The sequence below is a fragment of the Enterobacter sp. WI-ESBL-E8 genome, assembly GCF_053364895.1.
The window spans coordinates 4,356,484-4,373,761 of sequence record NZ_JBRWXJ010000001.1; the positions used below are offsets into that span (position 1 = coordinate 4,356,484).

Sequence of the window (17,278 nt, forward strand, 5' to 3'; positions counted from 1 at the left end):
TTACGCTCCGGATAGTTTTCTAAAGAGAGATCGCACCCATTCACGGTGCAGACTCAGCGAACGTCCCATCACCACCACAACCAGCAGCGCCCCTGACAGCGCGCTCGACACCTGGTTAGCGATGCCGACCATCTGTAAACCCTGCTGCAGGTAGCCCACCAGCAGCGCCGCCAGCGCCGTACCGACAACCGAACCTGACCCGCCGTAGATATTGGCCCCGCCAAGCACGGCGGCAGTGAGCGCTGGCATCAGTAAATCCCGCCCCAGATCCGAACGCGCGGAGCCGAAATAGGAGACCATCACCAGCGCGGCAACCGCCGAGGCCACGCCCACCAGCCCGTACAGCGCGTAGGGCATACCGTTCACCGACAGCGCCGCATAGCGCGCCGCGCGAGGATTCTGCCCAATCAAAAAAAGATGGCGGCCAAAGCGCCCGCGGTGGGTAATCAGCCAGAAGAAGAGGGTAATCACCGCGAACATCACCAGCGGGATCGGCATGCCCAGCACCGTGAGGTTAGCGAACGCCGTGAAGCTGTCCGGAAAGCCGCCGATGCCCTCGTAGCCCGTCGCCCCCGCCATGCCGGAGAGCAGCAGCGCGCCGCCGCCGTAGAGGTAGAGCGTGCCGAGGGTAATCACCAGAGGGCTAATGCCGGTGTAGTGAATAAGCGCGGCATTAAATAATCCGCACAGCAGTCCCAGCAGCAGCGTCAGAGGGATAGCAACCGCCATCGGCCACCCCGCCTGCATCATCACTCCCAGCGCGATAGCGCACAGGCCGATGGTCGACCCCAGCGAAATATCGATCCCGCCGCTGATAATCACCAGCGTGAGCGGCAGCGCTACAATGCCGATGCAGATAAAATCGCTGGTGCTGAACAGCAGCATGTTGACGTCGAGCATGCGCGGGTTGATGGCGCCAAAGAGCAGGATCTCCAGCACCAGCAAAATCAGCAGCGCGCTTTCCCAGTTAAGCCTCATTTACGCCACCTCTTTTTTGCGTTTTGGAAAAGGGGTGACGTGCTTTCCCCCTCTGTTGCCCGGCTGAAAGCGGCCATACTTCAGCGCCCGCTGATGACGCGCCAGCGCCTGGCGCAGGCGCCCGTCGAGCACCAGCACGCCCAGCAGCACCAGCCCGGCGATAAAGTCGTTCCACCACGCCGGGAGCCGGAACAGCACCAGCACAGTGTCGATTTGGGTCAGGAAGAAGGCGCCGAGCAGCGCGCCAACCAGCGTGCCCGTGCCGCCCAGCAGCGAAATGCCGCCGAGCACGCAGGCGGCGATGGCCTTCATCTCCAGCCCGCTGCCGGTCTGGTTCGGCACAAAGCCAATCTGCGCGGCAAAAACGATCCCGGCGCAGGCCGCCAGCATGCCGTTGAGGGTAAAGGCGAGCATGCGGGTGCGGTTCACGGCTACGCCCAGCTGGCGCGCGGCGGCGAGGTTATCCCCCACGGCATAGAAATCACGACCGAACGCGGTGCGCGACAGCGTCCACGCGCCCGCGGCCGCTAAAAACAGCACCACCATACCGAGCGGCGAAATGCCGATGGCAACCGGTTCTGAGAGGGATTTCAGCCCCGGCGGCAACCCTTCAATCCACTTCCCGCCCGTCCAGAGCAGCATCGCCCCGCGGTACAGCCCCAGCGTGCCGAGGGTGGCGACAATCGCCGGAATGCGCAGCCCCACCACCAGAAAACCGTTGAACGCCCCCGCCAGCGCGCCAGTCGACAGCGCGAAGAGAATGGAAACGGGCAGGCTGTAGCCGCTGTTCAGCGCCACGCCGACGGCGATCGCCGACAGCCCGACGGTAGAGCCGACGGACACGTCAATATTGCGGGTCAGCATCACCAGCGCGGCGCCGAGCGCCAGCAGGATCAGGATCTGCGAGCTGGCGAAGATCATCCCCAGCGTCTGCAGGCTCAGGTAGGACGGATTCAGCGCCACCAGCACGGCGAACAGCGCCAGAATGGCGAGAAAGGCGCTCAGCTCGCGGTTTTTCAGTAAGATCTTCATGATTGTCCTCCGAACGCCAGCGCCATCATCCGGTCGAGGCTGACGGCGTGGCGCGGCAGTTCACCGCTGAGTACGCCCTGATGCATCACCAGCACGCGGTCCGCGAGGCCCGGAAACTCATCGAGATCGCTTGAGATCATCAGCACCGCGACGTTCTGCGCCGCCACGCTTTTAAGCAGCTGATAGATATCGGCGCGTGCCGCCACGTCCACGCCGCGCGTCGGTTCGTCGACGATCAGCAGCAGCGGATTGGCCTCCAGGCAGCGCGCCAGCAGCACCTTCTGCTGGTTGCCGCCGGAGAGCGTGCGCACGGGTTGATCCGCATGGTTGAGCTTGATCCCGAGCGCCCGGTGATAGCGTTCCACCACCGCAGACTCCCGCTTGCGCTGCTGCCAGAGAGACGGCTCGTTCAGCGCCACGGTGTTCCAGCGGATCGGCGCGTCGAGGAACAGGCCGGACACCTGTCTGTCTTCCGGCAGGTAGACCAGCCCTTTGTCCAGGCGTGAACTGACCGGATCTGCGGTGATCTCCTGGTTTTCCAGCCAGATCCGCCCGCCGCGCGCCGGACGCAGGCCGTAGAGCGTTTCCGCAAACTCGGTGCGCCCGGATCCCAGCAGCCCGGCCAGGCCGACGATCTCACCGGCGTAGATCTCAAGACTCAGATCGATAAACCCCTCCCCGGTAAGTTCGTCCACGCGCAGCACCGGAAAGTCCTGCGGCTGGGTGCGGCGGTTGCCCGGCAGCGCCAGCCACAGCTTTTGCGCGTCGCTCAAGCCTTTCTCCCGGCTCACCGGCGTCATCGCCGCGATCAGGGCGTTATCGTCGAACCGCGCCGTTTCGCCGCTCAGCACCACCGCACCGTCGCGCATCACCGAGACGTGGCTCGAAAGCATGCGAATTTCCGGCAGCTTGTGGGAGATAAAGACAATCCCAACGCCGAGATCCTGCAGGGCGCGGATCTGACGGAACAGCCGCTCGGTTTCGCCGGGCGTAAGGGACGCCGTGGGTTCATCAAGGATCAGGATCCTGGCGTTGCGCATTAATCCGCGGAGGATTTCCACCATCTGCTGATCCGCCACTTCCAGGGTGCTGGCCGCGGCATCGAGATTAAGCGGGCACTGCAGCTGCTTAAGTTTCTCCGCCAGCCGCTTTTCCCGATCGCGTTCGCGCGGCAGGCGGAAAAGAATGTTTTCCCTGACCGTCAGGTTGGGGAACAGCAGCGGCTCCTGCGGCACCAGGTAAATGCCTAACCTGTGCGCCTGCGCAGGCGTGAGCCGCGCATATGACTGTCCCTCGACGGAAAGTTCACCGCTGTCCGGTGTTTCGACCCCGGCGATAATCTTCATCAGCGTCGATTTTCCCGCACCGTTCCCGCCCATCAGCGCGTGCACCTGGCCCGCAAGCAGCGTGAAATCAATGCCTTTTAGTACCGGCACGCCGGAGAACTGCTTGCTGATATCTCGCGCTTCAAGAAGTGAGGTCATCATCGCTCCGCTATTGAACAAATGATTTTTAGATTTAATAATGTTCAAAAGCGTAGACGGTGAACTATATTTACAACCGTGCAGGGATCACAGTTTTATCGATTAAGATCCAGACAGGCTTCAAACAATCTAAAAGATCCGTTTTGTCGCGTGGCTCACACTTTCCCTCCGCGCCATCACGAACATATGATCTAAATTTTTATAAGAGTTCAATTATGAGCGATAAACGCACTGCGGAAGAAGGACGGTTTGCCGGGCTGGCGCTGGCGGAAGAGGAGCTGGTGGCGCGCGTGGCCTGGTGTTACTACCACGACGGGCTGACCCAGAACGACATCGGCGAGCGGCTCGGGCTGCCGCGCCTGAAGATTTCACGCCTGCTGGAGAAGGGCCGTCAGTCCGGGGTGATCCGGGTGCAGATCAACTCCCGCTACGAGGGCTGTCTGGCGCTGGAAACCGAGCTCCAACAGCGCTTTGGCCTGAAGCTGGTGCGCGTGATGCCGGCGCTGAATACCCCGCCGATGAACGTGCGGTTAGGCATAGGCGCCGCGCAGTCGCTGATGGGCGTGCTGGAGCCCGGCCAGCTTCTGGCGGTGGGGTTTGGTGAAACCACCATGAGCAGCCTGCAGCACCTGAGCGGCTTTATCAGCTCGCAGCAGATCCGCCTGGTGACGCTCTCCGGCGGCGTGGGGCCTTACATGACCGGTATCGGCCAGCTGGATGCGGCCTGCAGCGTGAGCATGATCCCCGCCCCGCTTCGCGTGTCATCCGCCGAGGTGGCCGGGATCTTAAAACGCGAAACCAGCGTGCGGGACGTGATCCTCGCCGCCACCGCTGCCGACGTGGCGGTGGTCGGCATTGGTTCGGTAAACCAGCGCCGTGACGCAACGATACTGCGCTCCGGCTATATCAGCGAGGGCGAGCAGCTGATGTACGCCCGCAAAGGTGCGGTCGGTGACATTCTCGGCTATTTCCTTAATGCCGAAGGGGAATGCGTCGAGGAGCTGGAGATCCACAAAGAACTGCTGGGCGTCACGCTCGATGAACTGGCGCAGCTGCCCACCATCGTTGGCGTGGCCGGAGGAGAAGAGAAAGCCGATGCGATTTATGCCGCACTCAAAGGTCGCCGTATCAATGGCCTGGTGACGGAAGAGACGACAGCCCGCGCGGTGCTGGCTCTGGCCGGATAAGAGCAGCCCTGCGCCTGACACGAGGCAAGCTCATGAGTTACCTTTTAGCGTTAGATGCAGGGACAGGCAGCGTTCGCGCCGTGATTTTCGATTTACAGGGCAACCAGATTGCCGTCGGCCAGGCCGAGTGGAAGCACCTGAGCGTTGAGAATGTGCCGGGCTCGATGGAGTTTGATCTGGAGACCAACTGGCGGCTGGCCTGTCAGTGTATTCATCAGGCGCTGGCGCGTGCAGGCCTGAGCGCGGCGGATATCCAATCCGTCGCCTGCTGCTCGATGCGCGAAGGGATCGTGCTGTACGACCGCAACGGCGAGGCCATCTGGGCCTGCGCCAACGTCGACGCCCGCGCCAGCCGCGAGGTGGCGGAGCTCAAAGAGATCCACGACGACCGTTTTGAATCCGAGGTGTATGACGTTTCCGGCCAGACGCTGGCGCTGAGCGCCATGCCGCGCCTGCTGTGGCTGGCACACCATCGCCCGGATATTTACCGCAAGGCCGCCACTATCACCATGATCAGCGACTGGCTGGCGGCGAAGCTCTCGGGCGAACTGGCGGTTGACCCGTCCAACGCGGGCACCACCGGCATGCTCGATCTCTTCTCCCGCGACTGGCGGCCGGCGCTGCTCGACATGGCCGGGCTGCGGGCAGATATCCTCTCCCCGGTGAAAGAGACCGGCACCGTGCTGGGCACTATCACCAAAGAGGCCGCGCAGCAGAGCGGCCTGCGCGAAGGCACCCCGGTAGTGATGGGCGGCGGCGACGTGCAGCTTGGCTGTCTTGGGCTGGGCGTGGTCCGCGCCGGGCAGACGGCGGTGCTGGGCGGCACCTTCTGGCAGCAGGTAGTGAACCTGCCGCAGGTGCGCACCGATCCCGAGATGAACATCCGCGTGAACCCGCACGTTATCCCCGGCATGGCGCAGGCTGAGTCGATCAGCTTCTTTACCGGGCTGACCATGCGCTGGTTCCGCGACGCCTTCTGCGCCGAGGAAAAGCTGATTGCCGAGCGGATGGGCATGGACACCTATTCCCTGATGGAAGAGATGGCCAGCCGCGTGCCGGCAGGCTCCCACGGGGTAATGCCGATCTTCTCTGACGCGATGCATTTTAAGCAGTGGTACCACGCCGCGCCGTCGTTTATTAACCTCTCCATCGACCCGGAAAAGTGCAACAAAGCGACGCTGTTCCGCGCTCTGGAGGAGAATGCGGCGATTGTTTCGGCCTGCAACCTGGCGCAGATTTCGCGCTTCTCCGGCGTGACGTTTGAGAGCCTGGTCTTCGCGGGCGGCGGGTCAAAAGGGGCCCTGTGGAGCCAGATTTTAAGCGACGTCACCGGGCTGCCGGTGCGCGTACCGGAAGTGAAGGAGGCAACGGCGCTGGGCTGCGCGATCGCGGCCGGAACAGGCGCGGGGCTGTTTGCGGATATGGCCTCGACGGGCGAGCGGCTGGTGAAGTGGAGCCGCGAGTTCACGCCCAACCCGCAGCACCGCGAGCTGTACGACGGCATGATGCAGAAGTGGCAGGCGGTGTACGCCGACCAGCTTGGGCTGGTGGACAGCGGGCTGACGACGTCGATGTGGCAGGCGCCGGGGTTAGTGCGGGCATCCCCCTCACCCCGCCCCTCTCCCTAAGGGAGAGGGAGATTAAGTCCCCTCTCCCTTAGGGAGAGGGTTAGGGTGAGGGCATCAGGCCACACCAATATTTGAATCCCATCACAATCACTGCATTCCCCTTTTCCCTTTTACTCCCCGCTGGCTAAATTAGTAACTCATCCGACCACATAACAATAATTTTACACTGGAAGAGACTATGAGCCGCTACCCGTCGCTATTCGCCCCCCTCGATCTGGGGTTCACCACACTCAAAAACCGCGTGTTGATGGGCTCAATGCACACCGGGCTGGAGGAGCATCCGGACGGGGCCGAGCGTCTGGCGGCCTTCTACGCCGAGCGCGCCCGCCACGGGGTGGCGCTGATTGTCACTGGCGGCGTGGCCCCTGCTCCTTCCGGCGTGGGCATGGAGGGCGGCGCGGTCCTGAACGATGCGTCACAGCTGGCGCACCACCGCATTGTGACCGACGCGGTCCACCGCGAGGGCGGTAAAATCGCCCTGCAAATCCTGCACACCGGACGCTACAGCTATCAGCCGAACCTGGTCGCGCCGTCGGCTCTTCAGGCGCCGATTAACCGCTTTAAACCTCACGCTCTCACCCACGACGAGATCCTGGCATTGATTGACGACTTCGCCCGCTGCGCGGCGCTGGCGCGCGAGGCGGGCTACGACGGCGTTGAGGTGATGGGCTCAGAAGGCTATTTGATTAACGAATTCCTCGCCGCGCGCACCAACCAGCGCGACGACGAATGGGGCGGCGACTATGCCCGCCGCATGCGTTTTGCCGTGGAGGTCGTGCGCGCGGTGCGCGAACGTGCGGGCGCTGATTTTATTATTGTTTTCCGCCTGTCGATGCTCGACCTGGTGGAGGGCGGCGGCACCTTCGACGAAACCGTGCAGCTGGCGCAGGCGATTGAAGCCGCAGGGGCCACCCTTATCAACACCGGCATCGGCTGGCACGAGGCGCGCATCCCGACCATCGCCACGCCGGTACCGCGCGCCGCGTTCAGCTGGGTGACGCGAAGGCTGAAGGGGAAAGTGTCTATTCCGCTGGTCACTACCAACCGTATTAACGACCCGCAGGTGGCGGACGATGTGATATCGCGCGGCGATGCCGATATGGTGTCCATGGCGCGGCCGTTCCTCGCCGATGCCGAACTGCTGTCGAAAGCGCAAAGCGGGCGCGCGGATGAGATCAACACCTGCATCGGCTGTAACCAGGCTTGTCTGGATCAGATTTTCGTCGGAAAGGTGACCTCCTGTCTCGTCAACCCGCGCGCCTGCCACGAAACCAAAATGCCGATCGTTCCGGCGCAAAACAAAAAGCGCCTGGCGGTGGTGGGTGCAGGGCCGGCGGGCCTGGCGTTTGCAGTCAACGCCGCCTCGCGCGGGCACAGCGTGACGCTGTTTGATGCCGCAGGCGAGATCGGCGGGCAGTTTAATATCGCCAAACAGATCCCCGGCAAAGAGGAGTTCTATGAAACCCTGCGCTACTACCGTCGGATGATCGAGCTGACGGGCGTGGATCTGCGGCTTAACCAGCGGGTGAAGGCAGACGATCTGCTGGCGTTCGACGAGGTGATTCTGGCAAGCGGGATTGCCCCGCGCCTGCCTGCGATCGAGGGTATCGATCATCCAAAGGTCCTGAGCTATCTCGACGTGCTGCGTGACAAAGCGCCGGTTGGCGAGAAGGTGGCGATTATCGGCTGCGGCGGGATCGGCTTTGATACCGCCATGTACTTAAGCCAGCCGGGTGAGGCCACCAGCCAGAACATTGCCGAGTTTTGCGTGGAATGGGGGATCGACACCAGCCTGAACCAGTCCGGCGGGCTACGCCCCGAAGGGCCGCAGCTGCCGAAAAGCCCGCGCCAGATCGTGATGCTCCAGCGTAAAGCCAGCAAGCCGGGCGAAGGGCTGGGCAAAACCACGGGCTGGATCCACCGCGCCACCCTGCTCTCGCGCGGGGTGAAGATGATCCCGGCGGTCAGCTATCAGAAAATCGACGACGAGGGGCTGCACGTCACGATCGGCGGCGAACCGCAGCTGCTGCGTGTGGATCATGTCATTTTATGTGCCGGGCAGGAGCCGAAGCGCGATCTGGCGGATCCGCTGCGCGAAGCCGGTAAAACGGTGCATTTGATTGGCGGGTGCGACGTGGCGATGGAGCTTGACGCGCGGCGGGCAATTGCGCAGGGGACGAAGTTGGCTCTGGCGATCTAGGGCATTGCCGGGCGGCGCTTCGCTTGCCCGGCCTACGGGTTCGAGGCCATTGTAGGCCCGGTAAGCGCAGCGCCACCGGGCAAAACAATCTTAACGACGACGCCCCAGCTTCACCGCCTTCAGCACCACGAACTTGTTATTGGTCGCAATGGTGACGCAGTTGCCGAAAATCTTCTTCAGCTTGTGGAAGTAGTCCAGGTGGCGGTTTGCCACGATGTACAGCTCGCCGTTGATTTTCAGGCAGCGGCGCGCGTGGTGGAACATCTCCCACGCGACGTTATCCGTCAGCGCATGCTTCTGGTGGAAAGGCGGGTTGCAGAACACGGCGTTGAAGCGGAACGGCTCTACGCCCGACAGCGCGTTGTTGATCATAAACTCGCAGCGATCCAGCGCTTCCGACATGTTGGTTTCCACGTTCAGACGGCTCGACGCTACCGCCATTGGCGATTCGTCGCTGAACACTACGCTGGCGTCCGGGTTCTTCGCCAGCAGCGTCAGGCCAATCACGCCGTTACCGCAGCCCAGATCGACGATTTCCCCTTCCAGGTTTTCCGGCAGATGTTCCATAAAGAAACGCGCGCCGATATCCAGCCCGGTGCGGGAGAAAACGTTCGCATGGTTGTGGATGGTCCAGTCGGTGCCTTCCAGTTTCCAGCTCAGGGTCTCCGGCGCGTCGGCCAGCTCCGGTGCGCTGAACGTACAGTTGATCAGGCGCGCTTTTTTCCAGGCCAGCGTCGTGGTGGTCGGGCCGAGGACTTTCTCGAACAGCTCAAGCGTCGAGGTGTGAATATCACGCGCTTTGGCGCCCGCGATAATGCGGGTTTCAGGCGTCACAACCTTACGCAGCGCGCGCAGCTGTTGCTCCAGCAGCGCCATGGTTTTTGGCACCTTAATCAATACCACGCCTGGCGCCTGCGGGTAGTCCGCGGTGCTGTCGAGGAACTTGACGCTGGACTCTTCGATGTCGTTGTGACGCAGGTTTTCACGCGTCGCCAGCTCGCTTAAGTAAGAATCGCCGATGCTGTACGGGGTGTGTTCAGCCAGCGCGCAGCCCAGCGCTCCAAACGCGTCATTCAGGATCAAAACCGGGCCGCGGATTTCAGTCTCATCCAACTGCTGCAGCAGATATTCATCCGCCGCTTCCCACGCCATAAGCGGGTTAACGTCGTCCGTTTCCGGGAAACGTTTAAGGTTGAGTGAACGGAAACCGTTGTCTAAGTGGCTCATCGGCCCTCCTGAATGGTAAAATTTGGCGTATCCCTGAAAAGGGTGCGTGAGTATACCCGTTTTATTGTCGATTTGGGGCGTTGATGAACCAACTTACTTATCTCCAGGGCTATCCGGAGCATTTACTGACTCAGGTTCGCAGCCTGATTGACGAGCAGAAGCTCGGCGCGGTGCTGGAAAAACGCTATCCCGGTACGCACGATTTCGCGACCGATAAGGCCCTCTGGCAGTATACGCAGGATCTGAAAAGCCGTTATCTGAAGAGCGCGCCGCCGATCAACAAGGTGATGTATGACAACAAGATCCACGTGCTGAAAAACGCGCTCGGCCTGCACACCGCCATCTCCCGCGTGCAGGGCGGCAAGCTGAAAGCCAAAGCCGAGATCCGCGTCGCGACGGTTTTCCGTAACGCGCCGGAAGCCTTTCTGCGGATGATCGTGGTGCATGAGCTGGCGCACCTCAAAGAGAAAGAGCACGACAAAGCGTTCTACTCCCTGTGCTGCCACATGGAGCCGCAGTACCACCAGCTGGAGTTTGATACCCGGCTATGGCTTACGCATTTATCGTTAAATAGTAATGCGGAATAGCGCACGCGAATTGTCATGATGACGTGCTACAGTGGCTAAAGGTTCCCCGCTACGGAGTACGTAAACGTTTATGATACGTTTCGCAGTCATTGGTACGAACTGGATCACGCGCCAGTTCGTCGACGCCGCCCATGAAACCGGCAAACTTAAACTTACCGCAGTCTATTCCCGCAGCCTTGAGCAGGCGCAGAGCTTCGCGAACGACTATCTGGTTGAACATCTGTTCACCTCGCTCGATGAAATGGCGCAAAGCGACGCCATTGACGCGGTCTATATCGCCAGCCCAAACTCTCTGCACTTCCCGCAAACGAAGCTGTTCCTCAGCCATAAAAAGCATGTGATTTGCGAGAAGCCGCTGGCGTCGAATATCGAGGAAGTGGAAGCGGCCATTGCGCTTGCCCGCGAAAACCAGGTGGTGCTGTTCGAAGCGTTCAAAACCGCCAGCCTGCCAAATTTCCTGCTGCTGCAGCAGTCGCTGCCGAAAATTGGCAAAGTGCGTAAAGCCTTTATCAACTACTGCCAGTACTCGTCGCGCTACCAGCGCTACCTCGACGGCGAGAACCCAAATACCTTTAACCCGGCCTTCTCTAACGGCTCGATTATGGATATCGGTTTCTACTGCCTGGCCTCTGCCGTGGCCCTGTGGGGCGAGCCGCATGGCGTAACGGCCACCGCCAGCCTGCTGGAGAGCGGCGTGGATGCACACGGTTTAGTGGTGCTGGACTACGGCGATTTCAGCGTCACGCTGCAGCACTCCAAAGTCAGCGATTCCGTGCTGCCGAGCGAAATTCAGGGCGAAGCGGGTTCGCTGGTTATCGAGAAGATCTCCGAGTGCCAGAAGGTGAGCTTTGTGCCACGCGGCGGTAAAGCGCAGGAGCTGACGCAGCCTCAGCATATTAACACTATGCTCTATGAGGCAGAGGTCTTCGCCCGCCTGGTGGAAGACAACGAAGTGAATCACCCGGGTCTTGCGGTCAGCCGCACCACGGCGAAGCTGCAAACGGAGATCCGCCGTCAGACCGGCGTGGTGTTCCCGGCAGACGGCGTGAGCGCGGAAGCTATCGCGTAAAGCTGTGTAATGAAACGGCGCAGACCATTGACGAAACCAATGGTCTGACATATTTTGTTACCTGCAAAGGGGAGTAACTTCTTCGTCGGTGGATCGTCATTACGATGCGTGCAATACCGCATCCGGTCGCCGGGCAACCCTCGTGGTTGTAAGTGAGACCTTGCCGGAAGGCGAGGTCTATGCATAAAAAGCTAACGGCTATCGTCTTCTGACCATGGCCGTTTTTGTTTTTTATGTGTAAGGAAAATAGTATGCATTCTGTCGGCACTCCAATGTTGTGGGGCGGATTCGCGGTTGTCGTGCTCATCATGCTGGCGATCGACCTCTTTTTGCAGGGCCGTCGCGGCGCGCACGGCATGTCCATGAAGCAGGCCGCGGCCTTGTCTCTGGTGTGGGTTACCCTTTCTCTGCTGTTCTGTGCTGCCTTCTGGTGGTATCTGGCCTCGACCGAAGGCCGCGCGGTGGCCGATCCTCAGGCGCTCGCCTTCCTCACCGGCTATCTGATTGAAAAAGCCCTGGCGGTTGATAACGTCTTCGTCTGGCTGATGCTGTTCAGCTACTTCGCCGTGCCTGCTGCCCTGCAGCGCCGCGTGCTGGTTTACGGCGTGCTGGGCGCGATTGTTCTGCGTACCATTATGATCTTCGCCGGCAGCTGGCTGATTACCCAGTTCGAGTGGCTGCTGTACGTCTTCGGCGCGTTCCTGCTGTTCACCGGGGTCAAAATGGCGCTGGCGAAAGAGGACGGCTCTGCGATTGGCGATCGTCCGCTGGTGAAGTGGATCCGTGGACATCTGCGCATGACCGACAAGATCGAGAGCGAGCACTTCTTCGTGCGCAAGAACGGCCTGCTGTTCGCCACCCCGCTGCTGCTGGTGCTGATTCTGGTTGAGCTGAGCGACGTGATTTTCGCCGTCGACAGCATCCCGGCCATTTTCGCGGTGACCACCGACCCGTTCATTGTGCTGACCTCTAACCTGTTTGCGATCCTCGGCCTGCGTGCAATGTACTTCCTGCTGGCAGGCGCGGCGGAACGCTTCTCGATGCTGAAGTACGGTCTGTCGGTGATCCTGGTGTTTATCGGTATCAAGATGCTGATCGTCGATTTCTACCACATCCCGATCGCCATTTCGCTCGGCGTAGTGTTTGGCATTCTGATCGTGACGCTGATTATCAATACCTGGGTTAACCGCCAGCATGATAAGAAGCAGCAGGTGGAGTAATTCCCTCACCCCGCCCCTCTCCCACAGGGAGAGGGTGAACACACTTTTGTAACGCAGTAGTTAAAAAATATGATGCAACACGTAAAACCCAGCATTTTACGCTTCCCTCCTTTCTTGCATTCCCTATACTCGACCAGGCAAACATTTACTTACATCCGGACATAAATGTGACTTAGAGCACATCCGGGATGGAACGCAATTTCACTTAAGGAACACCTATGACTACATCCTCGTCGGGTATGCTTGCGCGCCTCTCGCGCGGCAGCCTCGTTAAGCAAATACTGGTTGGCCTGGTGCTCGGCGTCGCGCTGGCATTGATCTCAAAACCTGCCGCAGAGGCAACTGGCCTCCTCGGTACCCTCTTCGTCGGCGCACTGAAAGCGGTCGCACCGGTGCTGGTTCTGACGCTGGTGATGGCCTCTATCGCGAATCATCAGCAAGGGCAAAAAACCAATATCCGCCCCATTCTGTGGATGTACCTGCTGGGCACCTTCTCTGCGGCCCTGACGGCCGTGGTGGTGAGCTTTATCTTCCCGTCCACGCTGCAGCTGACCACCGGCGCAACCGACATTACGCCGCCGGCGGGTATCGTTGAAGTCATGCATGGCCTGCTGATGAGCATTGTTGCCAACCCGATCCACGCGCTTATCAACGCGAACTACATCGGGATCCTGGTATGGGCAGTCGGTTTGGGCTTTGCCCTGCGTCATAGCAACGACACGACAAAAAACCTGGTCAACGACCTTTCTCACGCCGTGACGTTTATCGTGACGGTGGTCATCCGCTTTGCGCCGATTGGTATTTTTGGTCTTGTCGCCTCAACGCTGGCAACGACCGGTTTCGGCGCACTCTGGGGCTATGCGCAACTGCTGCTGGTACTGATTGGCTGTATGGCCGTTGTGGCACTGGTGATTAACCCGCTGCTGGTATTTCTGCAGACCCGCCGTAACCCGTATCCGCTGGTGCTGATGTGCCTGCGCGAAAGCGGTGTGACCGCCTTCTTCACCCGCAGCTCGGCGGCGAACATTCCGGTTAATATGTCGCTGTGCGAAAAGCTGAATCTGGACCGCGATACCTATTCCGTCTCTATCCCGCTTGGGGCGACGGTCAATATGGCGGGGGCGGCGATCACGATTACCGTTTTAACCCTGGCGGCCGTACATACGCTGGGTATTCCTGTGGATCTGCCTACTGCGCTGTTGCTGAGCGTGGTAGCGTCTCTCTGTGCCTGCGGTGCATCAGGCGTGGCGGGCGGCTCTCTGCTGCTGATCCCGCTGGCGTGCAATATGTTCGGCATCCCGAACGAGATCGCCATGCAGGTGGTTGCGGTAGGCTTTATTATCGGCGTGCTGCAGGACTCCTGCGAAACGGCGATCAACTCCTCCACCGACGTGATGTTCACCGCCGCCGTATGCCAGGCGGAAGACGCACGCCTGGCAAAGAACGCAGTGCGCGGGTAAAAAGAAAAGCCCGGTGGCGGCTACGCCTTACCGGGCCTACAGGATTTCGTAGGTCGGGTAAGCGTTAGCGCCACCCGACATCACACTTAAAGCGTCACGCCACTCTTAAAGATCGCCAGCTCGCGGAAGTCGTTCTTCTCGTTGCAGGTCTGCTTGCCGTTAGCGAATTCCACAATGCTGTCCACAAACTCCGTCAGCAATTCAGGCATCGCTTTGCCGTGTATCAGCTGGCCCGCATCAAAGTCGATCCAGTGTTTTTTCTTCGCCGCCAGCTCGCTGTTGGTGGCAATTTTCACCGTCGGTACAAAGCCGCCGTACGGGGTGCCGCGCCCGGTGCTGAACAGCACCATGTGGCAGCCTGCCCCGGCCAGCGCGCTGGTAGCAACCGCATCGTTCCCGGGCGCGCTCAGCAGGTTCAGACCGTGCGTTTTCAGGCGCTCGCCGTAGCGCAGAACATCGACCACCTGGCTCGCGCCCGCTTTCTGGGTGCAGCCGAGGGACTTCTCCTCAAGCGTGGTGATGCCGCCCGCTTTGTTGCCCGGAGACGGGTTCTCATAAATCGGCTGGTTATGGGCGATGAAGTACTGCTTGAAGTCGTTCACCATGGTGACGGTCTTCTCAAACGTCTCTTCGTCGCGGCAGTGGCTCATCAGAATACGCTCCGCGCCGAACATTTCCGGCACTTCGGTCAGCACCGTCGTGCCGCCGTTGGCGATCACATAGTCCGAGAAGCGGCCCAGCATGGGGTTGGCGGTGATACCGGACAGGCCATCAGACCCGCCGCATTCCAGACCAAACTTCAGCTCGCTCAGCTTGCCCGGCTCGCGCCTGTCGTGGCGCATCACCTCATAAAGCTGATGCAGCTGCTCTATGCCCGCTTCCACCTCATCGTCCTGATGCTGACACACCATAAAATGCACGCGCTCAGGGTCAAACTCACCCAGCGTCTCGCGGAAGGCGTCCACCTGGTTGTTCTCGCAGCCCAGGCCGATCACCAGCACCGCGCCCGCGTTCGGGTGACGCACCATATTTTGCAGCATGGTACGGGTATTAATGTGGTCGTCACCGAGCTGGGAGCAGCCATAGGTGTGGCTGAACAGATGCACCCCGTCAGTGCCTTCGGCATTGTTGGTCTCTTTCAGAAAGCGCGTCTGGATCTGACGCGCAATCCCGTTCACGCAGCCGACGGTCGGGAGGATCCACAGCTCGTTGCGGATCCCCACGTCGCCATTGGCGCGACGGTAGATCTGCACCTCACGATCCGCCGCCTGCATCGCTTCCGCGGGTAATTCAGGTTGATAGCTGTACTCGTCCAGATCGCTAAGATTGGTGCGGGTATTGTGGGAATGAATATGTTCACCCGGCGCGATATCCGCTAACGCATGCCCAATCGGCAGGCCGTACTTCACAACGTTGTCCCCTTTGGCGAGAGGCTTCACGGCAAACTTATGCCCGCGAACGATCGCCTGACGCAGGGTGACGCTCTGGTTATCGACGGTCACCACGTCGCCTTCACAGAGATCCGTCAGCGCGACGGCCACGTTATCCAGCGAATGGATTTTGATGTATTGCATATCAACCTCAAACGGCCCTAGTTCAGTTCAATGGCGAAGTAGTCACGCGCATTGTTAAAGCAGATGTTTTTCACCATTTCGCCCAGCAGCTGGATATCCGCTGGCGCTTCGCCTGCGTGCACCCAGCGGCCAATCATCTGGCACAGAATGCGGCGGAAATATTCATGACGGGTATAGGACAGGAAGCTGCGGCTGTCGGTCAGCATGCCGACAAAGCGACTTAATAGGCCAAGCTGCGCCAGCTGCGTCATCTGACGTTCCATGCCGTCTTTCTGATCGTTGAACCACCAGCCGGAGCCGAACTGCATCTTGCCCGGCATCCCTTCGCCCTGGAAGTTGCCGACCATGGTGCCCAGCACTTCGTTATCGCGCGGGTTCAGGCAGTAGAGAATGGTTTTTGGCAACAGGTTTTGTTCGTTCTGTTTGCTCAGCAGTTTAGACAGCTCTTCGGCCAGCGGACGGTCGTTGATGGAGTCGAAGCCGACATCCGCGCCCAGCAGCTTAAACTGGCGCTGATTGTTATTGCGAAGCGCGCCGATATGGTACTGCTGTACCCATCCGCGGCGTGCATATTCCGCGCCGAGGAACACCAGCACCGCCGTTTTGAATTGCGCCACCTCGTGCTCGCTCAGGCTTTCGCCGGAAAGACGACGCGCCAGAATGCTGTCCAGCTCGGCCTCGTTTGATTCCGCAAACAGCACCACGTCCAGCGCGTGGTCAGAAACTTTACAGCCGTGCGCCGCGAAGTGATCCAGACGTTTGGTCAGCGCGGTTTGCAGGTCTGCGAAACGACGAATGTCGGTATCAGAGACTTCCGCCAGCTTCGCCATGTAATCGCTGAACGTGGCCTGTTCGATATTAAAAGCTTTATCCGGACGCCAGCTTGGCAGCACTTTGATGTCAAACGCGCCGTCTTTGGCGATTGCCGCATGGTGTTCCAGAGAGTCGATCGGATCGTCGGTGGTGCCCACCATCTTCACGTTCATCTGCTTCATGATGCCGCGCGCGGAGAAGTTATCCTGCGCCAGCAGCGCATTGCAGCGCTCCCAGATTTCATCGGCGGTCGTTGGGGAGAGCAGCGTTCCGGTAATACCAAACGGGCGGCGAAGCTCAAGGTGCGTCCAGTGGTAGAGCGGGTTACCGATGGTGTGCGGAACGGTGGAAGCCCAGGCGTCAAACTTTTCGCGGTCGCTGGCGTCGCCGGTACACAGGCGCTCAGCGACGCCGTTGGTGCGCATGGCGCGCCATTTATAGTGGTCACCCTTCAGCCAGATGTCATACAGATTTTTGAAACGGTAATTTTCGGCAACCTGCTGCGGCGGCAGATGGCAGTGGTAGTCGAAAATCGGCTGGTCTTTTGCGTAGTCGTGGTACAGGCGGCGGGCAAATTCGGTATCTAACAGAAAATCGTCGGTCATAAACGGCGTCATTATCGTCTTCCTCATTACGGGAGCGTCAGAAAGCGTATGTTCATATGCTGCAAAGTTATCACACCAATTTCCACCCACCGAAGCTTTTTTCGTGAGTGAGATCAATAAACGTCAACAAATAAATTACCCTCAATGGAGTAAACCCTTCTGCAACCCGCGCCAATACTGGCTTTGCCCGCGACGATGAATGTCCCCACAAAGA

Annotated in this window: 13 protein-coding genes; 7 read left to right on the forward strand and 6 right to left on the reverse strand. The window is 60.0% G+C overall.

Annotation, left to right across the window (positions count from 1 at the left end; all coding sequences use genetic code 11):
* From lsrD to lsrA, 3 genes are read right to left on the reverse strand one after another with little or no spacing between them, the layout of a single operon-like run.
* On the reverse strand, nucleotides 1–978 hold the full coding sequence (gene lsrD, locus ACWHWP_RS20720; protein WP_059310528.1) for an autoinducer 2 ABC transporter permease LsrD: 978 nt from the start codon (nucleotides 976–978) through the stop codon (nucleotides 1–3).
* Entirely contained in the window at nucleotides 979–2,010 is a 1,032-nt protein-coding gene (gene lsrC / locus ACWHWP_RS20725; RefSeq protein ID WP_059310527.1) for an autoinducer 2 ABC transporter permease LsrC, read from the reverse strand.
* Complete coding sequence (gene lsrA, locus ACWHWP_RS20730) at nucleotides 2,007–3,494, reverse strand: autoinducer 2 ABC transporter ATP-binding protein LsrA (protein WP_447856728.1); 1,488 nt, start codon at nucleotides 3,492–3,494, stop codon at nucleotides 2,007–2,009. The genes lsrC and lsrA overlap by 4 nt, the downstream gene beginning before the upstream one ends.
* Nucleotides 3,495–3,709: 215 nt before the next feature.
* On the opposite strand from lsrA, the gene lsrR reads away from it, so the two are divergent.
* From lsrR to ACWHWP_RS20745, 3 genes are all read left to right on the forward strand, one after another.
* The gene (gene lsrR, locus ACWHWP_RS20735) at nucleotides 3,710–4,681 is read left to right on the forward strand and encodes a transcriptional regulator LsrR (protein WP_023295481.1); all 972 of its coding nucleotides are present in this window, start codon (nucleotides 3,710–3,712) and stop codon (nucleotides 4,679–4,681) included.
* Nucleotides 4,682–4,713: 32 nt separating this feature from the next.
* Complete coding sequence (gene lsrK, locus ACWHWP_RS20740; protein ID WP_447856282.1) at nucleotides 4,714–6,309, forward strand: autoinducer-2 kinase; 1,596 nt, start codon at nucleotides 4,714–4,716, stop codon at nucleotides 6,307–6,309.
* 178 nt (nucleotides 6,310–6,487) lie between these two features.
* Nucleotides 6,488–8,509 carry an oxidoreductase gene (locus ACWHWP_RS20745; RefSeq protein WP_447856283.1) on the forward strand — a complete coding sequence of 674 codons (2,022 nt, stop codon included), beginning with the start codon at nucleotides 6,488–6,490 and terminating at the stop codon, nucleotides 8,507–8,509.
* A gap of 90 nt (nucleotides 8,510–8,599) precedes the next feature.
* Here the strand turns inward: ACWHWP_RS20745 and rlmG are convergent, their stop codons facing one another.
* A complete protein-coding gene (rlmG, locus tag ACWHWP_RS20750) occupies nucleotides 8,600–9,736 on the reverse strand; it encodes a 23S rRNA (guanine(1835)-N(2))-methyltransferase RlmG (RefSeq protein ID WP_447856284.1) in 1,137 nt (378 codons plus the stop codon).
* Nucleotides 9,737–9,819: 83 nt separating this feature from the next.
* Here rlmG and ACWHWP_RS20755 point away from each other — a divergent pair, with 83 nt between their 5' ends.
* The 4 genes from ACWHWP_RS20755 to sstT all read left to right on the forward strand — a co-directional run bounded on the left by ACWHWP_RS20755 (nucleotide 9,820) and on the right by sstT (nucleotide 14,072).
* The gene (locus ACWHWP_RS20755; RefSeq protein WP_447856285.1) at nucleotides 9,820–10,323 is read left to right on the forward strand and encodes a YgjP-like metallopeptidase domain-containing protein; all 504 of its coding nucleotides are present in this window, start codon (nucleotides 9,820–9,822) and stop codon (nucleotides 10,321–10,323) included.
* Nucleotides 10,324–10,393: 70 nt separating this feature from the next.
* Nucleotides 10,394–11,392 (forward strand): Gfo/Idh/MocA family protein, encoded by a 999-nt coding sequence (locus tag ACWHWP_RS20760; protein ID WP_059312212.1) that lies wholly within the window; start codon nucleotides 10,394–10,396, stop codon nucleotides 11,390–11,392.
* A 251-nt stretch (nucleotides 11,393–11,643) separates the two neighbouring features.
* Nucleotides 11,644–12,612, forward strand: a complete 969-nt coding sequence (locus tag ACWHWP_RS20765; protein WP_447856287.1) for a TerC family protein — start codon at nucleotides 11,644–11,646, stop codon at nucleotides 12,610–12,612.
* 218 nt (nucleotides 12,613–12,830) lie between these two features.
* Entirely contained in the window at nucleotides 12,831–14,072 is a 1,242-nt protein-coding gene (gene sstT, locus ACWHWP_RS20770) for a serine/threonine transporter SstT (RefSeq protein ID WP_059312210.1), read from the forward strand.
* An 86-nt stretch (nucleotides 14,073–14,158) separates the two neighbouring features.
* Here sstT and ACWHWP_RS20775 read toward each other — a convergent pair whose 3' ends face one another.
* Complete coding sequence (locus tag ACWHWP_RS20775) at nucleotides 14,159–15,646, reverse strand: UxaA family hydrolase (protein ID WP_063430971.1); 1,488 nt, start codon at nucleotides 15,644–15,646, stop codon at nucleotides 14,159–14,161.
* Nucleotides 15,647–15,663: 17 nt separating this feature from the next.
* Nucleotides 15,664–17,076, reverse strand: a complete 1,413-nt coding sequence (gene uxaC / locus ACWHWP_RS20780; RefSeq protein WP_059312208.1) for a glucuronate isomerase — start codon at nucleotides 17,074–17,076, stop codon at nucleotides 15,664–15,666.
* Nucleotides 17,077–17,278 lie beyond the last annotated feature (202 nt).